General features: G+C 71.7%; 19 protein-coding genes. 7 read left to right on the forward strand and 12 right to left on the reverse strand.

The window, feature by feature from the left end; genetic code table 11:
• Positions 1 to 72: 72 nt before the first annotated feature.
• Positions 73 to 1,635, reverse strand: a complete 1,563-nt coding sequence (locus ACTWPV_RS20105) for a hypothetical protein (RefSeq protein ID WP_443152960.1) — start codon at positions 1,633 to 1,635, stop codon at positions 73 to 75.
• A complete protein-coding gene (locus ACTWPV_RS20110; RefSeq protein WP_443152961.1) occupies positions 1,632 to 2,408 on the reverse strand; it encodes an ABC transporter ATP-binding protein in 777 nt (258 codons plus the stop codon). Before ACTWPV_RS20110 ends, ACTWPV_RS20105 begins: the two co-directional genes overlap by 4 nt.
• A 35-nt stretch (positions 2,409 to 2,443) precedes the next feature.
• Here ACTWPV_RS20110 and ACTWPV_RS20115 point away from each other — a divergent pair, with 35 nt between their 5' ends.
• The 3 genes from ACTWPV_RS20115 (at position 2,444) to ACTWPV_RS20125 (ending at position 5,283) form a co-directional block, all read left to right on the forward strand.
• Entirely contained in the window at positions 2,444 to 4,033 is a 1,590-nt protein-coding gene (locus ACTWPV_RS20115) for an acyl-CoA carboxylase subunit beta (RefSeq protein ID WP_443152962.1), read from the forward strand.
• The gene (locus ACTWPV_RS20120) at positions 4,030 to 4,230 is read left to right on the forward strand and encodes an acyl-CoA carboxylase subunit epsilon (RefSeq protein WP_347646727.1); all 201 of its coding nucleotides are present in this window, start codon (positions 4,030 to 4,032) and stop codon (positions 4,228 to 4,230) included. The genes ACTWPV_RS20115 and ACTWPV_RS20120 overlap by 4 nt, the downstream gene beginning before the upstream one ends.
• Before the next feature lie 108 nt (positions 4,231 to 4,338).
• Positions 4,339 to 5,283 carry an NYN domain-containing protein gene (locus ACTWPV_RS20125; protein WP_132591039.1) on the forward strand — a complete coding sequence of 315 codons (945 nt, stop codon included), beginning with the start codon at positions 4,339 to 4,341 and terminating at the stop codon, positions 5,281 to 5,283.
• On the opposite strand, the gene ACTWPV_RS20130 is transcribed toward ACTWPV_RS20125, so the two are convergent.
• The gene (locus tag ACTWPV_RS20130; protein ID WP_443152963.1) at positions 5,241 to 6,254 is read right to left on the reverse strand and encodes a DUF5937 family protein; all 1,014 of its coding nucleotides are present in this window, start codon (positions 6,252 to 6,254) and stop codon (positions 5,241 to 5,243) included. The genes ACTWPV_RS20125 and ACTWPV_RS20130 overlap by 43 nt on opposite strands.
• 61 nt (positions 6,255 to 6,315) lie before the next feature.
• Between ACTWPV_RS20130 and ACTWPV_RS20135 the strand changes: the two genes are divergently transcribed.
• From ACTWPV_RS20135 to ACTWPV_RS20150, 4 genes are all read left to right on the forward strand, one after another.
• Positions 6,316 to 7,539: an MFS transporter gene (locus ACTWPV_RS20135; protein WP_443152964.1), complete on the forward strand. Its 1,224-nt coding sequence runs from the start codon at positions 6,316 to 6,318 to the stop codon at positions 7,537 to 7,539.
• Positions 7,540 to 7,685: 146 nt separating this feature from the next.
• A complete protein-coding gene (locus ACTWPV_RS20140) occupies positions 7,686 to 9,092 on the forward strand; it encodes an AlkA N-terminal domain-containing protein (RefSeq protein ID WP_443152965.1) in 1,407 nt (468 codons plus the stop codon).
• The gene (locus ACTWPV_RS20145) at positions 9,089 to 9,601 is read left to right on the forward strand and encodes a methylated-DNA--[protein]-cysteine S-methyltransferase (protein ID WP_443152966.1); all 513 of its coding nucleotides are present in this window, start codon (positions 9,089 to 9,091) and stop codon (positions 9,599 to 9,601) included. The genes ACTWPV_RS20140 and ACTWPV_RS20145 overlap by 4 nt, the downstream gene beginning before the upstream one ends.
• A 129-nt stretch (positions 9,602 to 9,730) precedes the next feature.
• Positions 9,731 to 9,958, forward strand: a complete 228-nt coding sequence (locus ACTWPV_RS20150; protein ID WP_347646723.1) for a hypothetical protein — start codon at positions 9,731 to 9,733, stop codon at positions 9,956 to 9,958.
• Between the two features lie 64 nt (positions 9,959 to 10,022).
• On the opposite strand, the gene ACTWPV_RS20155 is transcribed toward ACTWPV_RS20150, so the two are convergent.
• The 9 genes from ACTWPV_RS20155 to ACTWPV_RS20195 all read right to left on the reverse strand — a co-directional run bounded on the left by ACTWPV_RS20155 (position 10,023) and on the right by ACTWPV_RS20195 (position 17,669).
• Positions 10,023 to 10,964, reverse strand: coding sequence for a hypothetical protein (locus ACTWPV_RS20155; protein ID WP_347646722.1), 942 nt, complete (start codon positions 10,962 to 10,964; stop codon positions 10,023 to 10,025).
• The gene (locus ACTWPV_RS20160) at positions 10,961 to 11,596 is read right to left on the reverse strand and encodes a hypothetical protein (protein ID WP_443152967.1); all 636 of its coding nucleotides are present in this window, start codon (positions 11,594 to 11,596) and stop codon (positions 10,961 to 10,963) included. The genes ACTWPV_RS20155 and ACTWPV_RS20160 overlap by 4 nt, the downstream gene beginning before the upstream one ends.
• Positions 11,593 to 14,331, reverse strand: a complete 2,739-nt coding sequence (locus tag ACTWPV_RS20165; protein WP_443152968.1) for a BTAD domain-containing putative transcriptional regulator — start codon at positions 14,329 to 14,331, stop codon at positions 11,593 to 11,595. The genes ACTWPV_RS20160 and ACTWPV_RS20165 overlap by 4 nt, the downstream gene beginning before the upstream one ends.
• Before the next feature lie 120 nt (positions 14,332 to 14,451).
• Positions 14,452 to 14,868: a TadE/TadG family type IV pilus assembly protein gene (locus tag ACTWPV_RS20170; RefSeq protein ID WP_347646719.1), complete on the reverse strand. Its 417-nt coding sequence runs from the start codon at positions 14,866 to 14,868 to the stop codon at positions 14,452 to 14,454.
• Positions 14,865 to 15,257 (reverse strand): TadE/TadG family type IV pilus assembly protein, encoded by a 393-nt coding sequence (locus tag ACTWPV_RS20175; RefSeq protein WP_443152969.1) that lies wholly within the window; start codon positions 15,255 to 15,257, stop codon positions 14,865 to 14,867. The genes ACTWPV_RS20170 and ACTWPV_RS20175 overlap by 4 nt, the downstream gene beginning before the upstream one ends.
• Positions 15,254 to 15,691 (reverse strand): TadE family protein, encoded by a 438-nt coding sequence (locus ACTWPV_RS20180; RefSeq protein ID WP_347646717.1) that lies wholly within the window; start codon positions 15,689 to 15,691, stop codon positions 15,254 to 15,256. The genes ACTWPV_RS20175 and ACTWPV_RS20180 overlap by 4 nt, the downstream gene beginning before the upstream one ends.
• Entirely contained in the window at positions 15,672 to 15,908 is a 237-nt protein-coding gene (locus ACTWPV_RS20185; RefSeq protein WP_246083657.1) for a hypothetical protein, read from the reverse strand. Before ACTWPV_RS20185 ends, ACTWPV_RS20180 begins: the two co-directional genes overlap by 20 nt.
• On the reverse strand, positions 15,905 to 16,825 hold the full coding sequence (locus ACTWPV_RS20190) for a type II secretion system F family protein (protein ID WP_443152970.1): 921 nt from the start codon (positions 16,823 to 16,825) through the stop codon (positions 15,905 to 15,907). Before ACTWPV_RS20190 ends, ACTWPV_RS20185 begins: the two co-directional genes overlap by 4 nt.
• Positions 16,818 to 17,669: a type II secretion system F family protein gene (locus ACTWPV_RS20195; RefSeq protein ID WP_443152971.1), complete on the reverse strand. Its 852-nt coding sequence runs from the start codon at positions 17,667 to 17,669 to the stop codon at positions 16,818 to 16,820. The genes ACTWPV_RS20190 and ACTWPV_RS20195 overlap by 8 nt, the downstream gene beginning before the upstream one ends.
• Between the last annotated feature and the right edge of the window lie 2 nt (positions 17,670 to 17,671).

Below are 17,671 nucleotides of genomic sequence, written 5' to 3' on the forward strand. Positions count from 1 at the left end.
AGGGTAGCGAGTCGCCACGAACGACCGTAGACCGGTCTCATCAAATGGACTAGACCACTGGGTCCAGGCAGGTCAGGTGGGTTTCGACACCGCCGCGAGCAGATCGGGCATCCGGGCGAACCCGAGCTTGGCGCCCAGCCGCCTGCCGAGCACCTCGGCCAGCAGACCGTAGAACGGCGCCACCGCGCACGCCCAGACAAGCCCGAACAGCAGCGCCACCACGAACGGCGCCATCAGCAGCGCCATGCCGGCCGACGCGCCCAGGGCGGAGGCGAACGCCTGCCCGCCCTGGCCTGGGGCGGCGCCGGTGAAGGCGTTCATCCGGTCGGGCACCGTGTACGGCAGGATCACGCTGGTCACCGAGCCGACGCCGAACCCGATGCCGAGCACTCCCCAGCCGGCCAGCGCGGCCGGCAGGATCATCGCGGCGTGCCCGGTGAGCAAGCCGGTGGCGACGGCGAGCACGGCGATCAGCGGCCCGGCGACCAGCGCGCCCGCCAGGTGCCGCCCGGCCAGGTCGGTGGCGAGATCACGCTCGGAGCCGAACGCCACGGCGTTCATCCACAACGAGCGCCCGTCGATGCCGAACGCGTTGCACGACTGCAGTGCGATCATGAGCGCGCCCAGGCAGGAGATCACGATCGGCGTCCACTGGCCGCCGCCCCGATCGGGATCGCCCAGCGAGAACGACAGGATGAGGGTGACGACGACGGCGCTGGCCCAGCCCACGCGGAACCTCGGGTCGCGCCTGATGTACTTCAGCTCCTTCGTCACCACCGCCGCCAGCGGCCCGTCGGGCAGGACCCGGTCGACCAGGCCGCTCTCCCTGCGCACGGAGGCCGCCTGGGTGGAGGAGTCGGGCATGACGAGGGCCCGGCTCAGCACTCTGACCCACAGCCAGGCGAGCGCCACCACGAGCAGGGCGAGCAACGCGAGCTCGGCCAGCCCGGTGAGGCCGCCGTCGGCGATGGCGTGCGCCGCCAGGCCGGGCGGGGTCCACCTGAGCAGGCCCGCCATCTGGTGCAGCAGCGCCGTGGGGTCGCTGAAGCCACGGTTCAGCAGCAGGTTGGGCAGCTGCGCGAGGAGCACCAGGGCCAGCGCGCTCACGGCCAGCAGGTCGCGCCCGCGCCGGGTGCGCAGCGCGCCGGACAACGAGGTGGTGACCAGCCTGGACACCACCACGCAGAGCGCGAACTGCTGCAGCACGGCCGGCACGCCGAGCAGGACACCGCCGGGGCCCGACGCGGCGCCGACCAGCGCGCCGCAGGTCACGACGAGCGTCGCGAGCGGCCACACGCCGGTCACCGACGCGGTGAACAGGCCGACCGCGAGCCGCCCTGTGCGCAGTGGGAACAACGACAGCTTCGCGGGGTCGAGCGTGTCGTCGAGGCCGAAGGCGAGGAGCGGCACGATCATCCAGCCGAAGAAGACCGACGCGAAGGCGAGCGTCAGGAGCGAGGCGGAGATGTCGCCGGGGGCCAGTCTGAGCAGGCTCATCAGCAGGAAGCCGAGCGCGGCCAGGCCGGCGGCGATGGCCGCGGTGAAGACGAAGCCCAGCTTGCGCTGCGTGTCGCCGCGCAGGTTTCCGGCCAGCAGCCGGAGCTTGAGCTGCGCGAACAGCGCGACGGTGCTCATCTGGGGTCCTCCGGCCGGGCGCCGAGCCAGCTCAGGCCCGCTTCGCGGTCGTGCGCCGTGCCGCCGACCAGGTCGAGGAAGGCCTGGTTGAGGCTGCGCCCGCCGCGCACCTCGGCCAGCGGGCCCTGCGCCACGATGTGGCCGGCGCTCATCACGGACACCCAGTCGCACAGCCGCTCGACCAGGTCCATCACGTGGCTGGAGAAGATGACGGTGGAGCCGGACGCGGTGAAGCGCCTGAGCACCTCGGTGAGGGTGTTGGCGCTGACCGGGTCGACGCCCTCGAAAGGCTCGTCGAGGAAGAGCACCGACGGGTTGTGCAGGAGCGCGGCGGCCAGGCCGATCTTCTTGCGCATGCCGGTGGAGTAGTCGACGACGAGCTTGTCGGCGGCGCCGGTCAGGTCCATCACGTCGAGCAGCTCGCCCGCGCGCTGCTCGACGTCGGCCTTGGGGATGCCGCGCAGCCTGCCGTTGTAGAGCAGCAGCTCGCGGCCTGACAGCCGCTCGAACAGCCGCAGCCCCTCGGGCAGCACGCCGATGCGCGCCTTGACGGCGACGGAGTCGCGCCACACGTGGAGCCCGTCGACCTCGGCATGGCCGCCGTCGGGACGGAGCAGCGCGGTGATCATGCTGAGCGTGGTCGTCTTGCCGGCTCCGTTGGGGCCGACGAGACCGGCGAAGCTCCCCGCGGGGACCACTAGATCGACCCCTGCCACGGCGACCTGCGACCCGTAACGTTTGACCAGGCCATGGGTACGAACGGCATCCGTCATGGATCCACTCTGACGGACGGACTAGATTTGCGCGCATGACTGCAGCGGCTGACGACCTACCGGAAAATCTGGACATCCATACCACTGCTGGAAAAATCGCTGACCTGGAGCGACGGCTCGACGAGGCCGTCCACGCGGGGTCGGCGGCCGCGGTGGCCAAGCAGCACGCCAAGGGCAAGATGACCGCCAGAGAGCGGGTGCTGGCGCTGCTGGACGAAGGCTCGTTCGTGGAGTTCGACGAGTTCGCCCGGCACCGGTCCACGATGTTCGGGCTGGAGGAGCGGCGGCCTTACGGCGACGGCGTCATTTCCGGCCACGGCACTGTCGACGGCCGGCAGGTGTGCGTGTTCTCGCAGGACGTGACGGTCTTCGGCGGCTCACTTGGCGAGGTGTACGGCGAGAAGATCGTCAAAGTGCTCGATCTGGCGATCAAGACCGGCTGCCCGATCATCGGCATCAACGAGGGCGGCGGCGCGCGCATCCAGGAGGGCGTGGTCGCGCTCGGGCTCTACGCGGAGATCTTCAAGCGTAACGTGCACGCCTCCGGCGTGATCCCGCAGATCTCGCTCATCATGGGCGCCGCGGCCGGCGGCCACGTCTACTCGCCCGCGCTGACCGACTTCGTCGTCATGGTGGACCAGACGTCGCAGATGTTCATCACGGGACCCGACGTGATCAAGACGGTGACGGGCGAGGAGGTCACGTTCGAGGAGCTCGGCGGGGCCCACACGCACAACACCAAGTCCGGGGTGGCCCACTACCAGGCCGACGACGAGGACGACGCCCTCGACTACGTCAAGGCGCTGCTGTCCTACCTGCCGTCCAACAACCTGGACGAGGCGCCGGTCTTCGAGCCGGCCGCCGACCTGGAGCCCGACCACGAGCTCGACGTGCTGATCCCCGACTCGGCCAACCAGCCGTACGACATGCGCCGGGTGATCGAGCACGTGCTGGACGACGGGGAGTTCCTGGAGGTCCACGCGCTGTTCGCCCAGAACATCGTGGTCGGCTACGGCCGCGTCGACGGCCAGCCCGTGGGGGTCGTGGCCAACCAGCCGATGCATTTCGCCGGGTGCCTGGATATCGACGCCTCCGAGAAGGCCGCAAGATTTATTCGAACATGTGATGCCTTTAATATTCCAATCCTGACTTTTGTTGATGTGCCGGGTTTCCTCCCCGGGGCCGATCAGGAATGGAACGGAATCATCCGCCGCGGGGCCAAGCTCCTCTACGCCTACGCCGAGGCCACCGTGCCGCTGATCACGGTGATCACGCGCAAGGCGTACGGCGGCGCGTACGACGTCATGGGCTCCAAGCACCTGGGCGCCGACGTCAACCTGGCCTGGCCCACGGCCCAGATCGCGGTCATGGGCGCGCAGGGCGCGGTCAACATCCTCTACCGGCGCGAGCTGGCCGCCTCCGACGACCCCGACGCCGTGCGGGCCAAGCGCGTCACCGAATACGAGGACACGCTGACCAATCCGTACATCGCGGCGGAGCGCGGCTACGTGGACGCGGTGATCCGGCCGGCCGAGACCCGGGCACAGGTCATCAGGGCGCTGCGGATGCTACGGAACAAGCGGGCGACGCTGCCGCCCAAGAAGCATGGGAACATCCCGCTATGACGAGCCATCTGCGCATTGTTCGTGGCGACGCCGCGCCCGAGGAGATCGCCGCGTTGGTGGCGGTACTCGCCGCCCGACACGCCGCACCACAGCCGCCTCCCGCCCGCCGACGGCAAACGTGGCGAAACCCCGTCAGAGGTATGCGTAAGCCTGTCGTCCCAGGGAAGTCGGCATGGCGGATGAGCGCTCTACCCTAGATAGATCCTGTGAATCGGGTGTCAAGTTCCCCGGGAGTTGGGACTATCTAGAGAAAGTAGGCGTATATAGTCAGCCGATCAACTAACACCCGCGGCCTGGAGGACGACATGGCCATCCCAGACCTCATGCCGCATCCTGTGGCAGCCAAGTACGCCGTCCTAGTGGATGTCGGTTATCTGTACGCTGCGGCAGGTGAGGTGCTGCTCGGCGCGAAGGAGCGCAAGGAATATCGGGTGGCCGCCGATGAGCTCATCCAGAGCCTACAGAAACATGCAGAGGAACGTATTTCTGGCGAACTTCTGCGGATCTATTGGTATGACGCAGCCCGTGACCGTGTGCCCACCGTCGACCAGCGGGTCATCGCCCAGCTCCCCTGGGTCAAGGTGCGGCTTGGCAACCTGAACGCCCGCGGCCAGCAGAAGGGGGTGGACGCGCAGATCAGGAGCGATCTGGAGGCCCTGGCCCGACATCATGCGGTCACCGACACGATCCTGCTGGCAGGCGATGAGGACATGGTTCCGGCGGTCGAGGCGGCGCAGGCCTACGGCGTGCGCATCCATCTGTGGGGGGTCGAACCGCCTTACGGCACCAACCAGGCAGAGCGCCTGGTGTGGGAGTCCGACACCGTTGAAGTGATCACCGCTGATTTCCTGAGGCCCTTTTTCAGCCGTGCTCCCCAGCCCGTCCCGGTCACCCCGCCGGCCGCCGCCGCTCCCTCCCCCGCACAGGTGTTCGCCGGGCGCGCCCCGGTCAAGCCGCACGCCAAGCCCGGCCAGGTGGCCAAGCTCGGCCCGAGCCGGCCCCGCGTCGAGGACGTCGGCGAGCACGTGGCCCAGAAGTGGATCCTCACCCGCGGCCGCGACAACATCCGCGACCTGCTGCCGGGCCCGATCCTGCCGACCGTGATCGACACCGAGCTGCTCATCGAGGCGGAGAAGGAGCTCGGCCACTCGCTGCGGCCCTACCCCGAGGCGCGGGTGTGGTTGCGCGACGGGTTCTGGGCGCGGGTCTACCGCGAGTTCGACCTGGGCGTGGGCGTCTCGTCCAAGTAGTGCTCGCCTCGTTCGAGGAGTGCCTCGGCGGTGGCCGTACGCGCGTACAGGACATAACGCCCCGTGCGGTGAGCCGTGCACAGGCCCGCCCGGCGCAGCGCGGTGAGGTGCTGGTTCGTGCCCGGCTCAGACAGGCCCGTGCGCTGGGCGAGGTCGCGGGTGGAGGCGGGCTGGTCCAGCTCGGCCAGCAGCCGCGCGCGCGTCCTGCCGAGCACGGCCGCCAGCGCCTCGGGCGGCTCCAGCTCACGGCGCTCCCACAACGTCGCGATGCCGCGCGGCGGATAACGAACGGTCGGCTGGTACGGCGGCGTCGTCACCGAGAAGACCCGCGGCGAGGCGAACACGCACGGCACCAGCAGCAGCCCGAGCCCGCGCAGCGAGCGGGCACCCGAGACGTGGCGGTGCGCGATGCTCAGAGTGCCGTCGCGCCAGGTGACGGCGTCGTCGAGGTCGGCCAGCATGCGCTGGGCGCCCCCTTCGGCCAGCAACCGGGCGCGGTGCAGGATCTCGCCTTCGAGCAGCGCCCTGATCCGCGCCCAGTACGGCGCCATCGCGGCATCCCAGTAAGCCCGCACCTCCTCGGCCAGGCGTTCCAGCCCTCGCTCCGGGTCGTCGTAGAGCGCCTGCACCCGCTTCGTGCGGGGACCGGGTACCGCGTCCAGATCCGAGCGGACCCGTCCGGCCGCGCCCCGCATCGTGGCGAGTTCGAGGCTCAGATCCGGCACGGACGTCGACGGCGGCGTACACGTGAAGCCCGCGATGACGACGGTCGGCACCGGGACGAGGTCGGACAGCAGGCGCCAGCCGACGCCTCGAAGACGGCGGCGCACCTGCTCGGCCCAGGGGCGCAGCAGCGGGTGGGCGGCCGGGTCCTTCACCACGCGGACGCTCGCGACGACCTCGCCGAGCGGGGAGATCGCGAAGCGGGTGTTGGCGATGTCGCGGGCGGTGAACGTCAGGTCCAGGGTCATTGGATTCGCGGGTCACTTAATCCATAGCGGCCATTGCCAACATTTCAGCATCGTTGCCGACATGTCAGCAACTGTGGTCGAGCAGCCACTGCTGCGCCTCCGACCGTTCCGCAACCTGTACGTCGCCGGCGCGGTCAGCCAGTTCGGCTCCCAGATCAGCTACGTCGCCCTACCCCTGCTCGCCGTGACCGCGCTCGGCGCGGGAGCGGGCGAGGTGGGGCTGCTCTCCGCGCTCGGCACGCTCACGGTGCTGCTGCTGGGGCTGCCCGCGGGGGCCTGGGTCGACCGGGTCAGGCGGCGCCCGGTGATGGTCGCCACCGACCTGCTCAGGGCTGCGGCGCTGCTGTCGGTGCCGCTCGGATGGTGTGGCGGCTGGCTGTCCATGGAGCAGCTCTACGCGGTCGCGGTGCTGGTGGGGGCGGGCACGCTGCTGTTCGACGTGGCGCAGCTGAGCCTCGTCCCCGGCCTGGTGGGGCGCGAGCGGCTGACCGCGGCCAACTCGCTGCTCGTCGGCACCAGCGCGGGGATGGACGTCGGAGGGCGCAGCGCGGCCGGGGTGCTGGTGCAGGCCGCGGGCGCGCCGGTGGCCATCCTGCTGGACGCGCTCAGCCACCTGTGGTCGGCCGCCTGGCTGCGCGGCGTGCCCGAACCGGCCGCGGGCGCGACAAAGGACCGGGAGCCGATCGGCCGGCAGATCGGCGCCGGAGTGCGCTTCCTCCTCGGCAACTCCACGCTCGTGGCGGCCCTGTTCCAGGGCACGATGGCGAACCTGGCGTTCCCGCTCTGCTCGGTCCTGCTGCCGGTGCTCATCGTGGAGGAACTCGGCTATCCCGCGTGGGTGCTGGGAGCGTACCTGGCCGCCGGCGGGCTCGGAACGCTGGCGGGCTCGTCCGCCGCCCACCTGTTCGGCCGCCGGCTCGGCACCGGGCGAGCCGCCTGGCTCGCGAGCCTGGCCACCGCTCCCGCCTCGCTCGTCCTCCCGTTCCTCGGGCACGGGCCATGGATATGGGCGGCCGCGGGGGCGTGGTTCGTGCTGACGTTCCGCACGGGGCTCAACAACGTGCTGCTCGTCAGCCTCCGGCAGCGGGTCACGCCCGACGACCTGCTCGGCCGGATGACGGCCACGATGCGGCTGCTGCTGATGGGCGCCGTGGGGCTCGGCGGGCTGCTCGCCGGCGCGATGGGCGAGCTGTGGGGAGTGCGCTCGGCGCTCTGGCTGGGCGCCTCGATCATGGCGCTGAGCTGGGTGCCCTTCCTGTTCTCGCCGCTCCGCCACCAGCCGTGACCGTCGCGCCGGGCCCTCACGCGAACCCGTTGACCGCGAGGTCCGATTACCGCTGGTCACCCGCTTCCACCTGCTGACCTGCGGTTTGACGGTGAGGTCTGATTTCCGCTGGTAGGCGCGGCCGGCGAGCGCGTAGCGTCGGAGACATGTCACCACTTGAGCTCGACTTCGACTCCTGCTACCGGGCAGTCTCCGCCAGGGACGCCCGGTTCGACGGGCGCTTCTACACCGCGGTGACGACGACGCGGATCTACTGCCGCCCGATCTGCCCGGCCCGTACGCCGTCGTTCCGCAACGTGCGGTTCTACCGGCACGCGGCCTCGGCGGAGGCGGCCGGGTTTCGCCCGTGCAAGCGCTGCCGTCCCGAGCTCTCCCCCGGCGACCCCGGCTGGGACATCCGCGGCGACCTCATCGGTAGGGCGCTGCGGCTCATCGACGACGGCGCCGCCGACGAGCAGGGCGTCGCCGGACTGGCCAGACGGCTGCACATCACCGAACGCCACCTGCACCGGCTGTTCGTGGCCGAGCTGGGCGTCGGGCCGCTGGCAGTGGCGCGGACCAAACGGCTGCTGCTCGCCAAACAGTTGCTGACCGAGACGGACCTGCCGGTCACGGAAGTGGCGTTCGCGGCGGGGTTCGGCAGCGTCCGGCAGTTCAACGCGACGATGCGGGAGACGTACGGCTTCACGCCCAGCGAGCTGCGGGCCACGGCCGGCCGGGTGGCGGCCAGGGCCGCCGACGCCGCCGGGCCCGTCACGCTCCGGCTGCGGCTGCACCGGCGCGAGCCGTACGACGCGGACGGCGTGTTCGGCTTCCTGGCCTCACGTGCCATCCCCGGACTCGAGGTGGCGGACCGCACGTCGTACGCGAGGACCGTGCCCGGCGGCACGATCACGCTCACCGCCCAGCACGACCACATCGCCCTCGACGTGGCGGTGGACGACACTCGGCAGCTCACCCGGCTCGTGGGCCGCTGCCGCCGCCTGCTCGACCTCGACGCCGACCCCGGCGCCATCGCGGAGGCCCTCGACCAGGGCTCGCTCGCCCCGCTCGTCGCGGCGCGGCCCGGGCTGCGGGTGCCGGGCACGTTCGACGGGTTCGAGCTGGCCGTACGCGCGGTCGTCGGCCAGCAGATCTCCGTGGCCGGCGCCCGCACCCTGCTCGGCCGCATCGTCGCCAGAGCCGCCGCGCCCGGCGGGCTCTTCCCCACGGCCGCCCGGCTCCTGGACACCGACCTCACCGGCCTCGGGTTGACGAACCGCAGGATCGCCACTCTCAAGGACCTGTCGGCCCGCCTGGCCGACGGGAGCATCGACCTCGACGGCGGCCAGGACCCCTCCGACGCGGTGGCCGGACTGCTCGCCGTCCCCGGTATCGGCCCGTGGACGGCGAGCTACGTCGCGCTGCGTGCGCTGCGCGACCCCGACGCCTGGCCCGTGGGCGACCTCGTGCTCGACAAGCGCATGGCCGCCCTGGGCATTCCGCACGACCACATCGAGCGGTGGCGCCCGTGGCGGGCGTACGCCGCCCTGCACCTCTGGAGCTCATCATGATCACTGCTCGGCTCGTTCCCACGCCCATGGGCCCGCTGTCCCTGCTGTCCCGCGAGACGGTGCTGGTCGCGGCCGGCTTCACCGCCGAACCCAAGGAGATGTACGCCCGCCTCACCCCCGCCCTTCAGTCGGAGGGCCTGGAGGTCGCGGACGGTCCCGGCCCTGCCGGGGAAGCCGTGCTCGCCTACCTGGCGGGCGACCTGGAGGCCCTCGACGCCATCCCGGTCTCGCAGCCCGGCACGCCCACCCGCAAGCGGCTCCACGCGGCGTTGCGCGAGGTCAAGCCGGGCACCACGGTCACGTACGCGGAACTCGCCGCGCGGGCGGGGCTGCCACGGACGGCCGCCAGGGCGGCGGGCTCGGCCTGCGCCCAGAACCTGATCGCGCCTTTCGTGCCGTGCCACCGGGTGCTGCCCAGCGGCGGGGGGTACGGCGGCTACTACTACGGCGTACCGGTCAAAGAGTGGCTCCTCACCCACGAATCCGGAGGAATCTTTAACTCTGAGTAATGATTCGATGACATTCGGTAATGTGTTCGGCACGCCGAACACAGGAACACGAATACCTGATCGAGCTCTGACCTCGTCCTTTCGTGTCTGCCCGACCTCATGCTCGACAAAGTGATCAGGGAGCTCAGGATGGCCATGGCAACCGACAACCCCAGAAGCGCAGTGGTGCGCGCGTGGCTCGCCGAAGGCAAGGCGGAGGGCGAGGCGAATGCCGTCCTGCTGATCCTGGAGGCGCGGGGCATCTCGCTCCCCGACGAAGCACGGGCCCGCATCCTCGCCTGCACCGACCTGCACACCTTGGAGTCCTGGGTGCGCAAGGCCGCCACCGCTAAGAGCGCCGACGAGCTGTTCCGCTAGGACAACCCGTGCACGGCCGGGACGACCTCGTGCCGGCCGTGGACGTGATCGGGCGAACGCCGGCTCAGGGCTTGACGTTGCTCTGGATCTCCCCCACCGGCACGTCGCGGGTGGCGCCGACCTCGACGGGCGCGAACTGCACCGGCACCACGTCGTCGACCACCTCGACCGGCCAGACGGTGGAGACCGTCAGCGTGTACTTCTCGCGCGGCTGGTCGATCGACGAGCGCAGATAGCGCACGCCGCACGAGAACGTGCCCCCCTTGGTGTACGGCTTGCCGGCCGGCCCGCACCCCTCCTCGTGCACCTCGGCGCGGTCCTTCGTGGTGCCCGGGTCGATCGTGATGCTCTCGAGCGTGGCGACCACGGTCGCGCTCATGACACCGGGGATCGTCGCGGTCACCGACCTGCGCGGCTCGCCGATGCCCTCCAGCCACACCCAGGTGGGCAGGTTCACGTAGCTCCTGGCGTCAGGGTTCAGCTTGACCGTGGGCTCGGGCACGGTCAGCGCGGCTCTGGCGATCTCGGCAAGTTCCCGGATCGTGATGCCGGATGGCGGTGTGGTGCCGGGTGGCACGAAGATGAACGGGTCGAGACTGGCGAAACAGGCCTGCCCCTTCGGGTCGGCGGCGTTGTACGCGGGCCCCCACCAGCGCCCGTCCTTTCCGATCTTGTCCTCGAACTGTTTGAGGAACGCCTGCCACTTCTCCTCGGTGGGGTTCTCCGTGAACCTGAACCAGTAGGCCCGCAGGCTTTCCTGCGACTTGAGCATCTCGTTCGCGTCCAGGCCGGGCTCGTACCAGCATGGTCGCTTGAGCACGTAACCGTCGCTCTTACCGCCCCTGGTCCCGTCGCCGGACACGACGATCTTCGAGTGGGCGAGGTTGATGCCTCTCGTGAGGCCCTCCTGGACGGGGGTGCCCACGGTCCGTCCATCATCCTTGGGATTCGTCGCGCCCGCCAGCACCAGCAGCGCGGCGACGGCGATCGAGCTCATGGGGTTCATCGGGTGCACCCTTTCTCGCCATAACCGAACGATCTGATCCGCCACACCCCGTCATCGCCGCGGTGCGCGAGCACGGACTGGAGGTACGGCTCGCGCACGAAGGCGGGCTGAGGCTCGACGGCCTCCCCCGTGCGCGCCGACAGCACGCGCACCTCCGACTCGTCCACGCAGGCGTTGACCTGCGCGCCCTTGCCCACCAGCGCGGCGACGCGCAGGTTGTAGAGCCGGGCTTCGCCTCTCACGGTCATGTCCTCCTCGGTGTATCCGTGCACCCAGTCGTACGCTTCGCGGACCGCCGTGAGTTCGAGATCCAGATCCTTCAGGTATCGATCGCTTCCGGAGACGAGCGCCTTCCTGGAGGCGACGTAGTAGCCGGTGACGAGCTTCAGCAACGGGTCTGGGTCGTCGGGCCACTCGATCCGCACCCGCAGCTTGTCGCCGCCGATCTTCAGGTTTTCCGGCCCTGAGGCGGGAGCGGCGCCGCTCTCGCTCTTCGACGGGCTCGGGGCCGGCTGCCCGCTCGCGGGCGACGCGGCCTCCTGGGGCGTGTACGGCCGCTCGGCCGGCCCGCATCCCGCCAGAACGCCGGCGCCCAGCCCGAGGACACCCAGCACCGCCATGACTCGTCTCATGCCGACGACTCCCTCACCACATGCATGCGCCACGTGGGCAGCAGCTCCTCGATCAAGGCCTCGGTCTCCGGCGCCATCCCGCCGCCGTACGGGTGGGAGGCCGCCCTGCGGGCCAGGCCCTCGGCGACGGCGCGCAGGCGCACGATGTCCTCGGTGGCGTGCGTGGCCCGCAGCAGGTCGCGCCAGAGCCCTTCGTCGTCGGCCGCCAGCAACAGGCCCGCGCGTACGGCGGCCACCGCGGCGTCCGGCCGGCCATGAGCGAGCCTGAGCTCGCAGAGCTGGTGGGCCGCGTCGGCCACCCCGGCGGTCACGTCGTACTCCAGGTCCTCCGCCGCCAGCCAGGCGTACCTGCCGGGCGGCCTGCCGGCCAGCAGCGGGCCTCTGACCAGGCCGAGCGCCTTCTCCAGCAGCACGGCCATGGCCGTCGGGTCGCCGTGCGCGCGGCGTACGAGCTCGCGGAACAGCGCCCAGTCCGTACGCACCTCGGGCCCCAGCCGCAGCCGGCCGGACTCGTCGGTGAGCAGGTGGTCGGGGCCCAGCCATGCGGCGACCCTGGAGATCGTGGCGTCCCTGACCGTGGTCTGCACGCCGCGCGGCCACAGTACGCCGCCGAGCACCGCTGGGTGCACGCCGCCCGGATGCGTGGCCAGGTACACCAGCAGCTCGGCCGCCAGCTCCATCCGGCCTTCCTCCAAAGGGCTCAGGCCGGCGATCTCGAGCGGGCCGAGCACCCTGATCTCGACCGCGGGCGGGTGCAGCCCCGCCAGCGGTTCGGCCTCGGGGATGGCCTCGCCGTCGAGCCGGTCGGCCGTACGGAAGAGGTCGACCAGCGCGCGGTAGTGGCGGCGCGGCAGCAGCTGGGCCTCCACCTCGAAGCCCAGCTCGGCGATCCTGGCCCTGCCGTCGTCGCCGATCTCCATCGTCCACGTGGCGTGCGGGACGTCGCCGGCCACCACGTAACCGGCGGTGTCGCGGCGGGCCAGCAGCGCCAGCCGCCTGGCCTCCTCGTGCGTGGGCGCCACCGCGGACAGCAGGTAGTGGGCGACGTTGTGGCCGCCGCTGACACGCCCGGTCAGCACCTCTCTGCGCGGGGCCGCGTTCGCCTCCAGCTCGGGCAGCACCTCGGCCAGCCCGCCGACCGCCCTGATCCGTTCGGGGGCGATCGCGGTGAGCTCCTGGCCGAAGCCGACGAGCGTGATGCGCATGCGGTCGGACCACCGGTTGGTGGCCAGCTCGACGGCGAGCGCCGCGAGCGCCGCGGTGGTCTGCGGTCCGCGCACGTTGATCAGGCCCTGGGCGGCCTCCAGGTCGATGAGCACCCGCCCGCCGGCGTCCGTGCCGATGGAGACCAGCCCCGGGTACGGCGCCCCGCCCGCCTGCTCCTGGCCGCCGTGGAGGTCACTCCTGCGGTCCGGCAGCAGCCGCCCCTCGTGCGCCGGGAGCCGCCAGACCTGGCCGCCGTCCTGGGCCGTCCAGGGCGCGGGCGGGTCGTTGTCCGGCGGATGGATCCACAGGTCGAGCGTGCGTGGCGACAGGTGCGCGCCGTACACGGTGGGCGGGGTGCGGTGCTGCGCGGCCAGCTCGGCGCCGAGCAGCCGCAGCCCGACGTCCAGGATGCGGGCGCCGGGGGCGTCGCCGCCGAGCCTGAGCGCCACCTCGGCCTCGGCGGCGTCGTCGCGCGGGCGGGCGATCCTGCGGCCGGAAAGGCGCCGCCACAGCTGCTCCCTGCGCCGCCTGGCCAGCACGAACAGCAGCCCGGCCGCGGCCAGCGAGGCGGCGGCGAGGTAGTCGGTCAGCTCGCCCTGGCGCTCCTGGATGACCGGCTGCCGGCCGTCCTGCGCGCCCGGTTCGGTCTGGCGGTGTTTGCCCTCGTGCCCGGGCGTCCCGCGCTCCTCGCGCTCCTCGCGCTCCTGGCGGTCCCGCCGCTCCTCGCGGTCCGCGCGGTCGTCGCGCTCGGCCGCCCTCTCCGCGCGTCCGGGGCCCGGGTCGGCCCTGCCCGGGTGCTCGCGCAACGTCTGCTCGCGCGGCTGGTCGGCGGGGACGACGTGCACGTTTCTCGCGTCGTCCGGCATGTCGAGCACCCAGCCGGGCCTGATCAGGTCGGCCATGCGCAGCCGGGTACCGTCGGGCTGCTCTTTCGCCTGGTTGAGCCGGTAGATCTCGGGATATCGGCGGCCGTCCCCCAGGCACTTCTCGGCGATCTCCCACAGGCTCTCGTGGTGGCGGCCGTGCGGCGGCTGCACGACGTACACCTTCCTGGTCTCGCGCGTCTCCAGCTCCTGCTCGACGATCGGCGCGGAGTAGGCGACCGCGGTCACGGGCGGCGCTGCCGGGGTCGGCGTCAGCTGCGCGACCGGCGCGACCATCGCCCCGGCCGTGAACAGCAGCAGCACGGCCGAGACCAGCTTGTTGGCCAGCACCTGCATGCCTCCGGAGAGCGGCACGCGGGCGGGCATGCCGACCCTGCGCACCCCGGCGTACACCTCGACCAGCACGCACACGAACAGCTGGAACCAGGCCAGCCACACCAGCAGCACCAGCACGGCCACGATCGTGCTCGGCCCGACCCGGCTGGTGAGCACGCCGAGATCGAGCAGCTCGGGCGCGATCGGCGGGCCGACGAAGGTGAGCAGCGCGTACGGCACCCCGCCCACGAGCGCGACCAGCACGACCAGCGCGCCGAGCCCGGCGAGCACGTCGCCGGCGCTGCGCCTGGCCGGTACGCGCACGGGCACGTGACGTCCTGGTGGACGCGCGGGCACTCGCGTCTGCTCTCGCGGCGGCATCGCCTCTCCCTCCTCTGTTCCAGCGTCGTGTCTCGTGCGTTCCGCATCCATCGAGTGGTCGGTTTCGGTCTATCTCGCTTCCGGGGCGGCGCTGGCCTCGCCGGTCATCTCCGAGCCGGGGAACCCGATCGCGCTGAGGAAGAAGGCCTTCCACCGCACCGTCACGGTGACCGTGACCTGGGCCTGCCCCTGTTCGACGGCGCACTCGCCGCGGGTCACGTCGCCGCCGCCGTGCGCCTGCACGATCTCGTCGGCCCTGCCGCACACCTCGGCGTCGCCGAGCAGCCGGGTCTCGCCCGTCGTGCGGAGGTGGTCGACGTCGACCTGGTCGGCGCCGGCCCTGGCGGCCTGCTCGGCCACGTCGGTCGCGCGCAGCCGGGCGTTGATCGCCGCCCCGCCGTCCACCAGCAACCCGGCCAGCAGGAACACGACCACGGAGAACAGCACGGTGAACACCGACATGGAGCCCCGCTCGCCGGCCCTCATTCGATCCTCCTGAACTGCTCAAGTGGCACCACCGCGGTGCCGGTCAGCTGCTTGGTGCCGCCGAACCCGAGGAAGGCCAGGTCGAGCTCGCACGTCACCTCGGCCTCGACGTGGCCGCCCTGCTCCCACTCGGACCCGTCGAGCGAGACTGACGAGGACTGGCAGCGGCCGTCGAGCACGCTCGTGGTGATGGCCTCGGCCGCGGAGCCGGCGTCGTCGAGCGTGCGCTGCACGGACGCCGCGCGGGCGGCGTCGCGGGCGGCTCCGTTGACCCGTCCCTGCGCCTCGACCAGCACCCCTGCTCCGGCCAGGAAGAGCAGGAACAGCAGGAAGACCGGGGCCAGCATCACGGTCTCCACCGCCATGGAGCCGCGTTCGGCCCGTCTCATCCGCAGTCCTCGCCGCCGTCGTCGGGGCGGAAGCACTCGACGGGCCCGCCCGCGGTGGCGGTGATCGTGAACGAGAGCTCGGGCAGCAGCGGGATGACCTGTACGGCGTTGCCGGTCACCGTGACGAAGCGCTCGTCGGGCTCCTTCTCGGACGTCGTGGCGGTGGCGTTGCCGAGCAGCTGGGGGCCGATGGCGCGCACGATGTCGGTGGCCTTCGCGGTGGCCGCGCCCTCCCAGTCGCCGGAGTCGAACGGGGCGGACCTGGCCACGCGGGCGCCCTCCCTGGCGGCCGCCTCCGCGACCTGCCGGCCGTGGAACCAGAGCGCGACCTGCACGATGAGCAGCACGACGGCGAGGATGACCGGCATCAGCATGGCCAGCTCGATCACCGTGGCGCCGCGCTCGCCCTCCGGCTTATTCGCCTCCGCCGCCATCGCCGCCACCGCCGCCGAAGGTGCCCTGGATCTCGCTCTGCTTCTGCTCGACCAGGGTCTTGATGAGCGTGGCCAGGCCGAGCGCGACGCCGGCGATGATGGCGGTGATGATCACCCATTCGACGGCGGACGCCCCGCGGGTGGGCGCGGTCCTGGCCCGGTGGATGCGCACGCCGAGGTACGCGGTCAGATAGATGATCCAGGGATGGTTCATCATGCCCCCAACATCTTCATAGCGGCGGGATAACTGAGAAAGATCACAAAACCGGCGCAGAGCAGGAGCTGGGCCACGAGCATCGACTGTGACCGCTCGCCCGCCCTGCCCTCGATCTCGGCCAGCTCGCGGCGGCGCAGCGTGGCCGCCCTGGCCGTCAGCGAGGCGCGTACTTTGGCGCCGTCGTCGGCCACCAGGCCGAGCGCGGCCGACAGGTCGCGCAGCTCGTCGACGTTGATCTCCTCGCCGAGCTGGCCGAGCGCCTGCCACGGAGTGATGCCGACGATCCTCGCGCCGGCCAGCGCGTCGCGGATGCGGCCCATGGCCCAGTTGGGCTGCTCGCCGCTGACCGAGACGGCCATCATCAGCGCCTCGGGGACGCCGCGGCCGCCGGCCAGGTTCATCGAGACGAGGTCGAGGAACGCGCCCACGACGTGCCGGAAGTCGCGCCGCTTGGCCGCCGCGTCCTTCTTCACCTGCAGGTCGGGCAGGAAGAAGAACACGACCGCGACGAGCACGGCGGACCAGAACGGGATGGCGAGCGAGGTGCCCCACTCCATGAGCACCAGCCAGCCGAGCAGCAGCGGGAAGGCCAGCAGGCCGCCGGCCGCGAGCAGCACCTTCGTGGCCAGGAACGCCTCGAAGGAGCGGCCGACCAGCGCCAGGTCCGATCGGACCGACCTGACCTCCCAGCCGCGGGCGCTGTACAGGCGGGCCAGCCGCACGCCGAGGCCGCGGCGGAACGCGCTGACCTCCTCGTCGGGCAGCAGGAGCTGGATGCGCGGCGCGCCCGCGTCCTCGCGTACGGCGTCGAGCGCCAGCAGCCGCGTCACCAGCCCGGGACGGGCGGGGAAGAGCGCCCTGAACAGTATGAGCAGGCCGAGCCCGATCACGGCGCCGGCCAGTGCGCCCTCAACCATCGCCGCCTCCTCCCATGAGCAGCCGCGTCGGCTTGTCGAACCTGGCCAGCCGGCGCATCCAGGCGAACCCGGCCCCGAACAGCCCCGCCACGACCACGAGCACGGCCTGGCCGAGGGGGCCGTCGTACTCCTCGACGTAGGAGGGGTTGAACACGACGAGGATCCCGGCGAAGGCCAGAGCGGTGATCACCACGATCTGCACGCTGCGCCGGGTGGCGCGGCGCTCGGCCTCGACGCGGCGGCGCATGTCGAGCTCCTCACGGGCCGAGACGGCCAGCGCGCCGAGCACGTCGCGCAGGCCGGGACCGCGCAATCGGGAGTTGAGGATGAGCGCGGCCACCACCAGGTCGGCCGAGGGGTCGTCGAGCTCGTCGGCGAAGAGCGCGAGCGCCTGCGGCAGCGCCATCCTGGTGTGCAGCCGGTCGATCATGGACCTTAGGTGGGGCCTGAGCGTGGGCGCGGCGGCCCTGATGGACGACGGGATGGCCTGTTCGAGCCCGGCCGCCCCGGCGATCGTGTCGCGCAGCGACTCGGTCCAGGCGGCGAGCCCTTCGAGGCGGCGCATGGCGGCGCGCTCCTCGGCCGCGCCGCCCGACAACCCGCGCCAGGCGAACACGAGCAGCACCGTGCCCACCGCCACGACCGGCCAGCCGGTGACGATCAGGACCAGGGCGGCGGCCACGGCGGCGATCGCGGCGCGGGTGGTCAGCATCTTGACCAGGTGGCGCCTCGGCCGGGGCGGGCGGGGGCGCAGGCCGTACAGGGAGATGCAGAACAGGAAGAGGCCGCCGCCCGCCACGGCGCCGGCGAGCAGCGCCAGCGGGTCGAACGTGAACGCGCCCATGC

The organism is Nonomuraea sp. KM88 (assembly GCF_052245635.1).
GTDB lineage: Bacteria > Actinomycetota > Actinomycetes > Streptosporangiales > Streptosporangiaceae > Nonomuraea.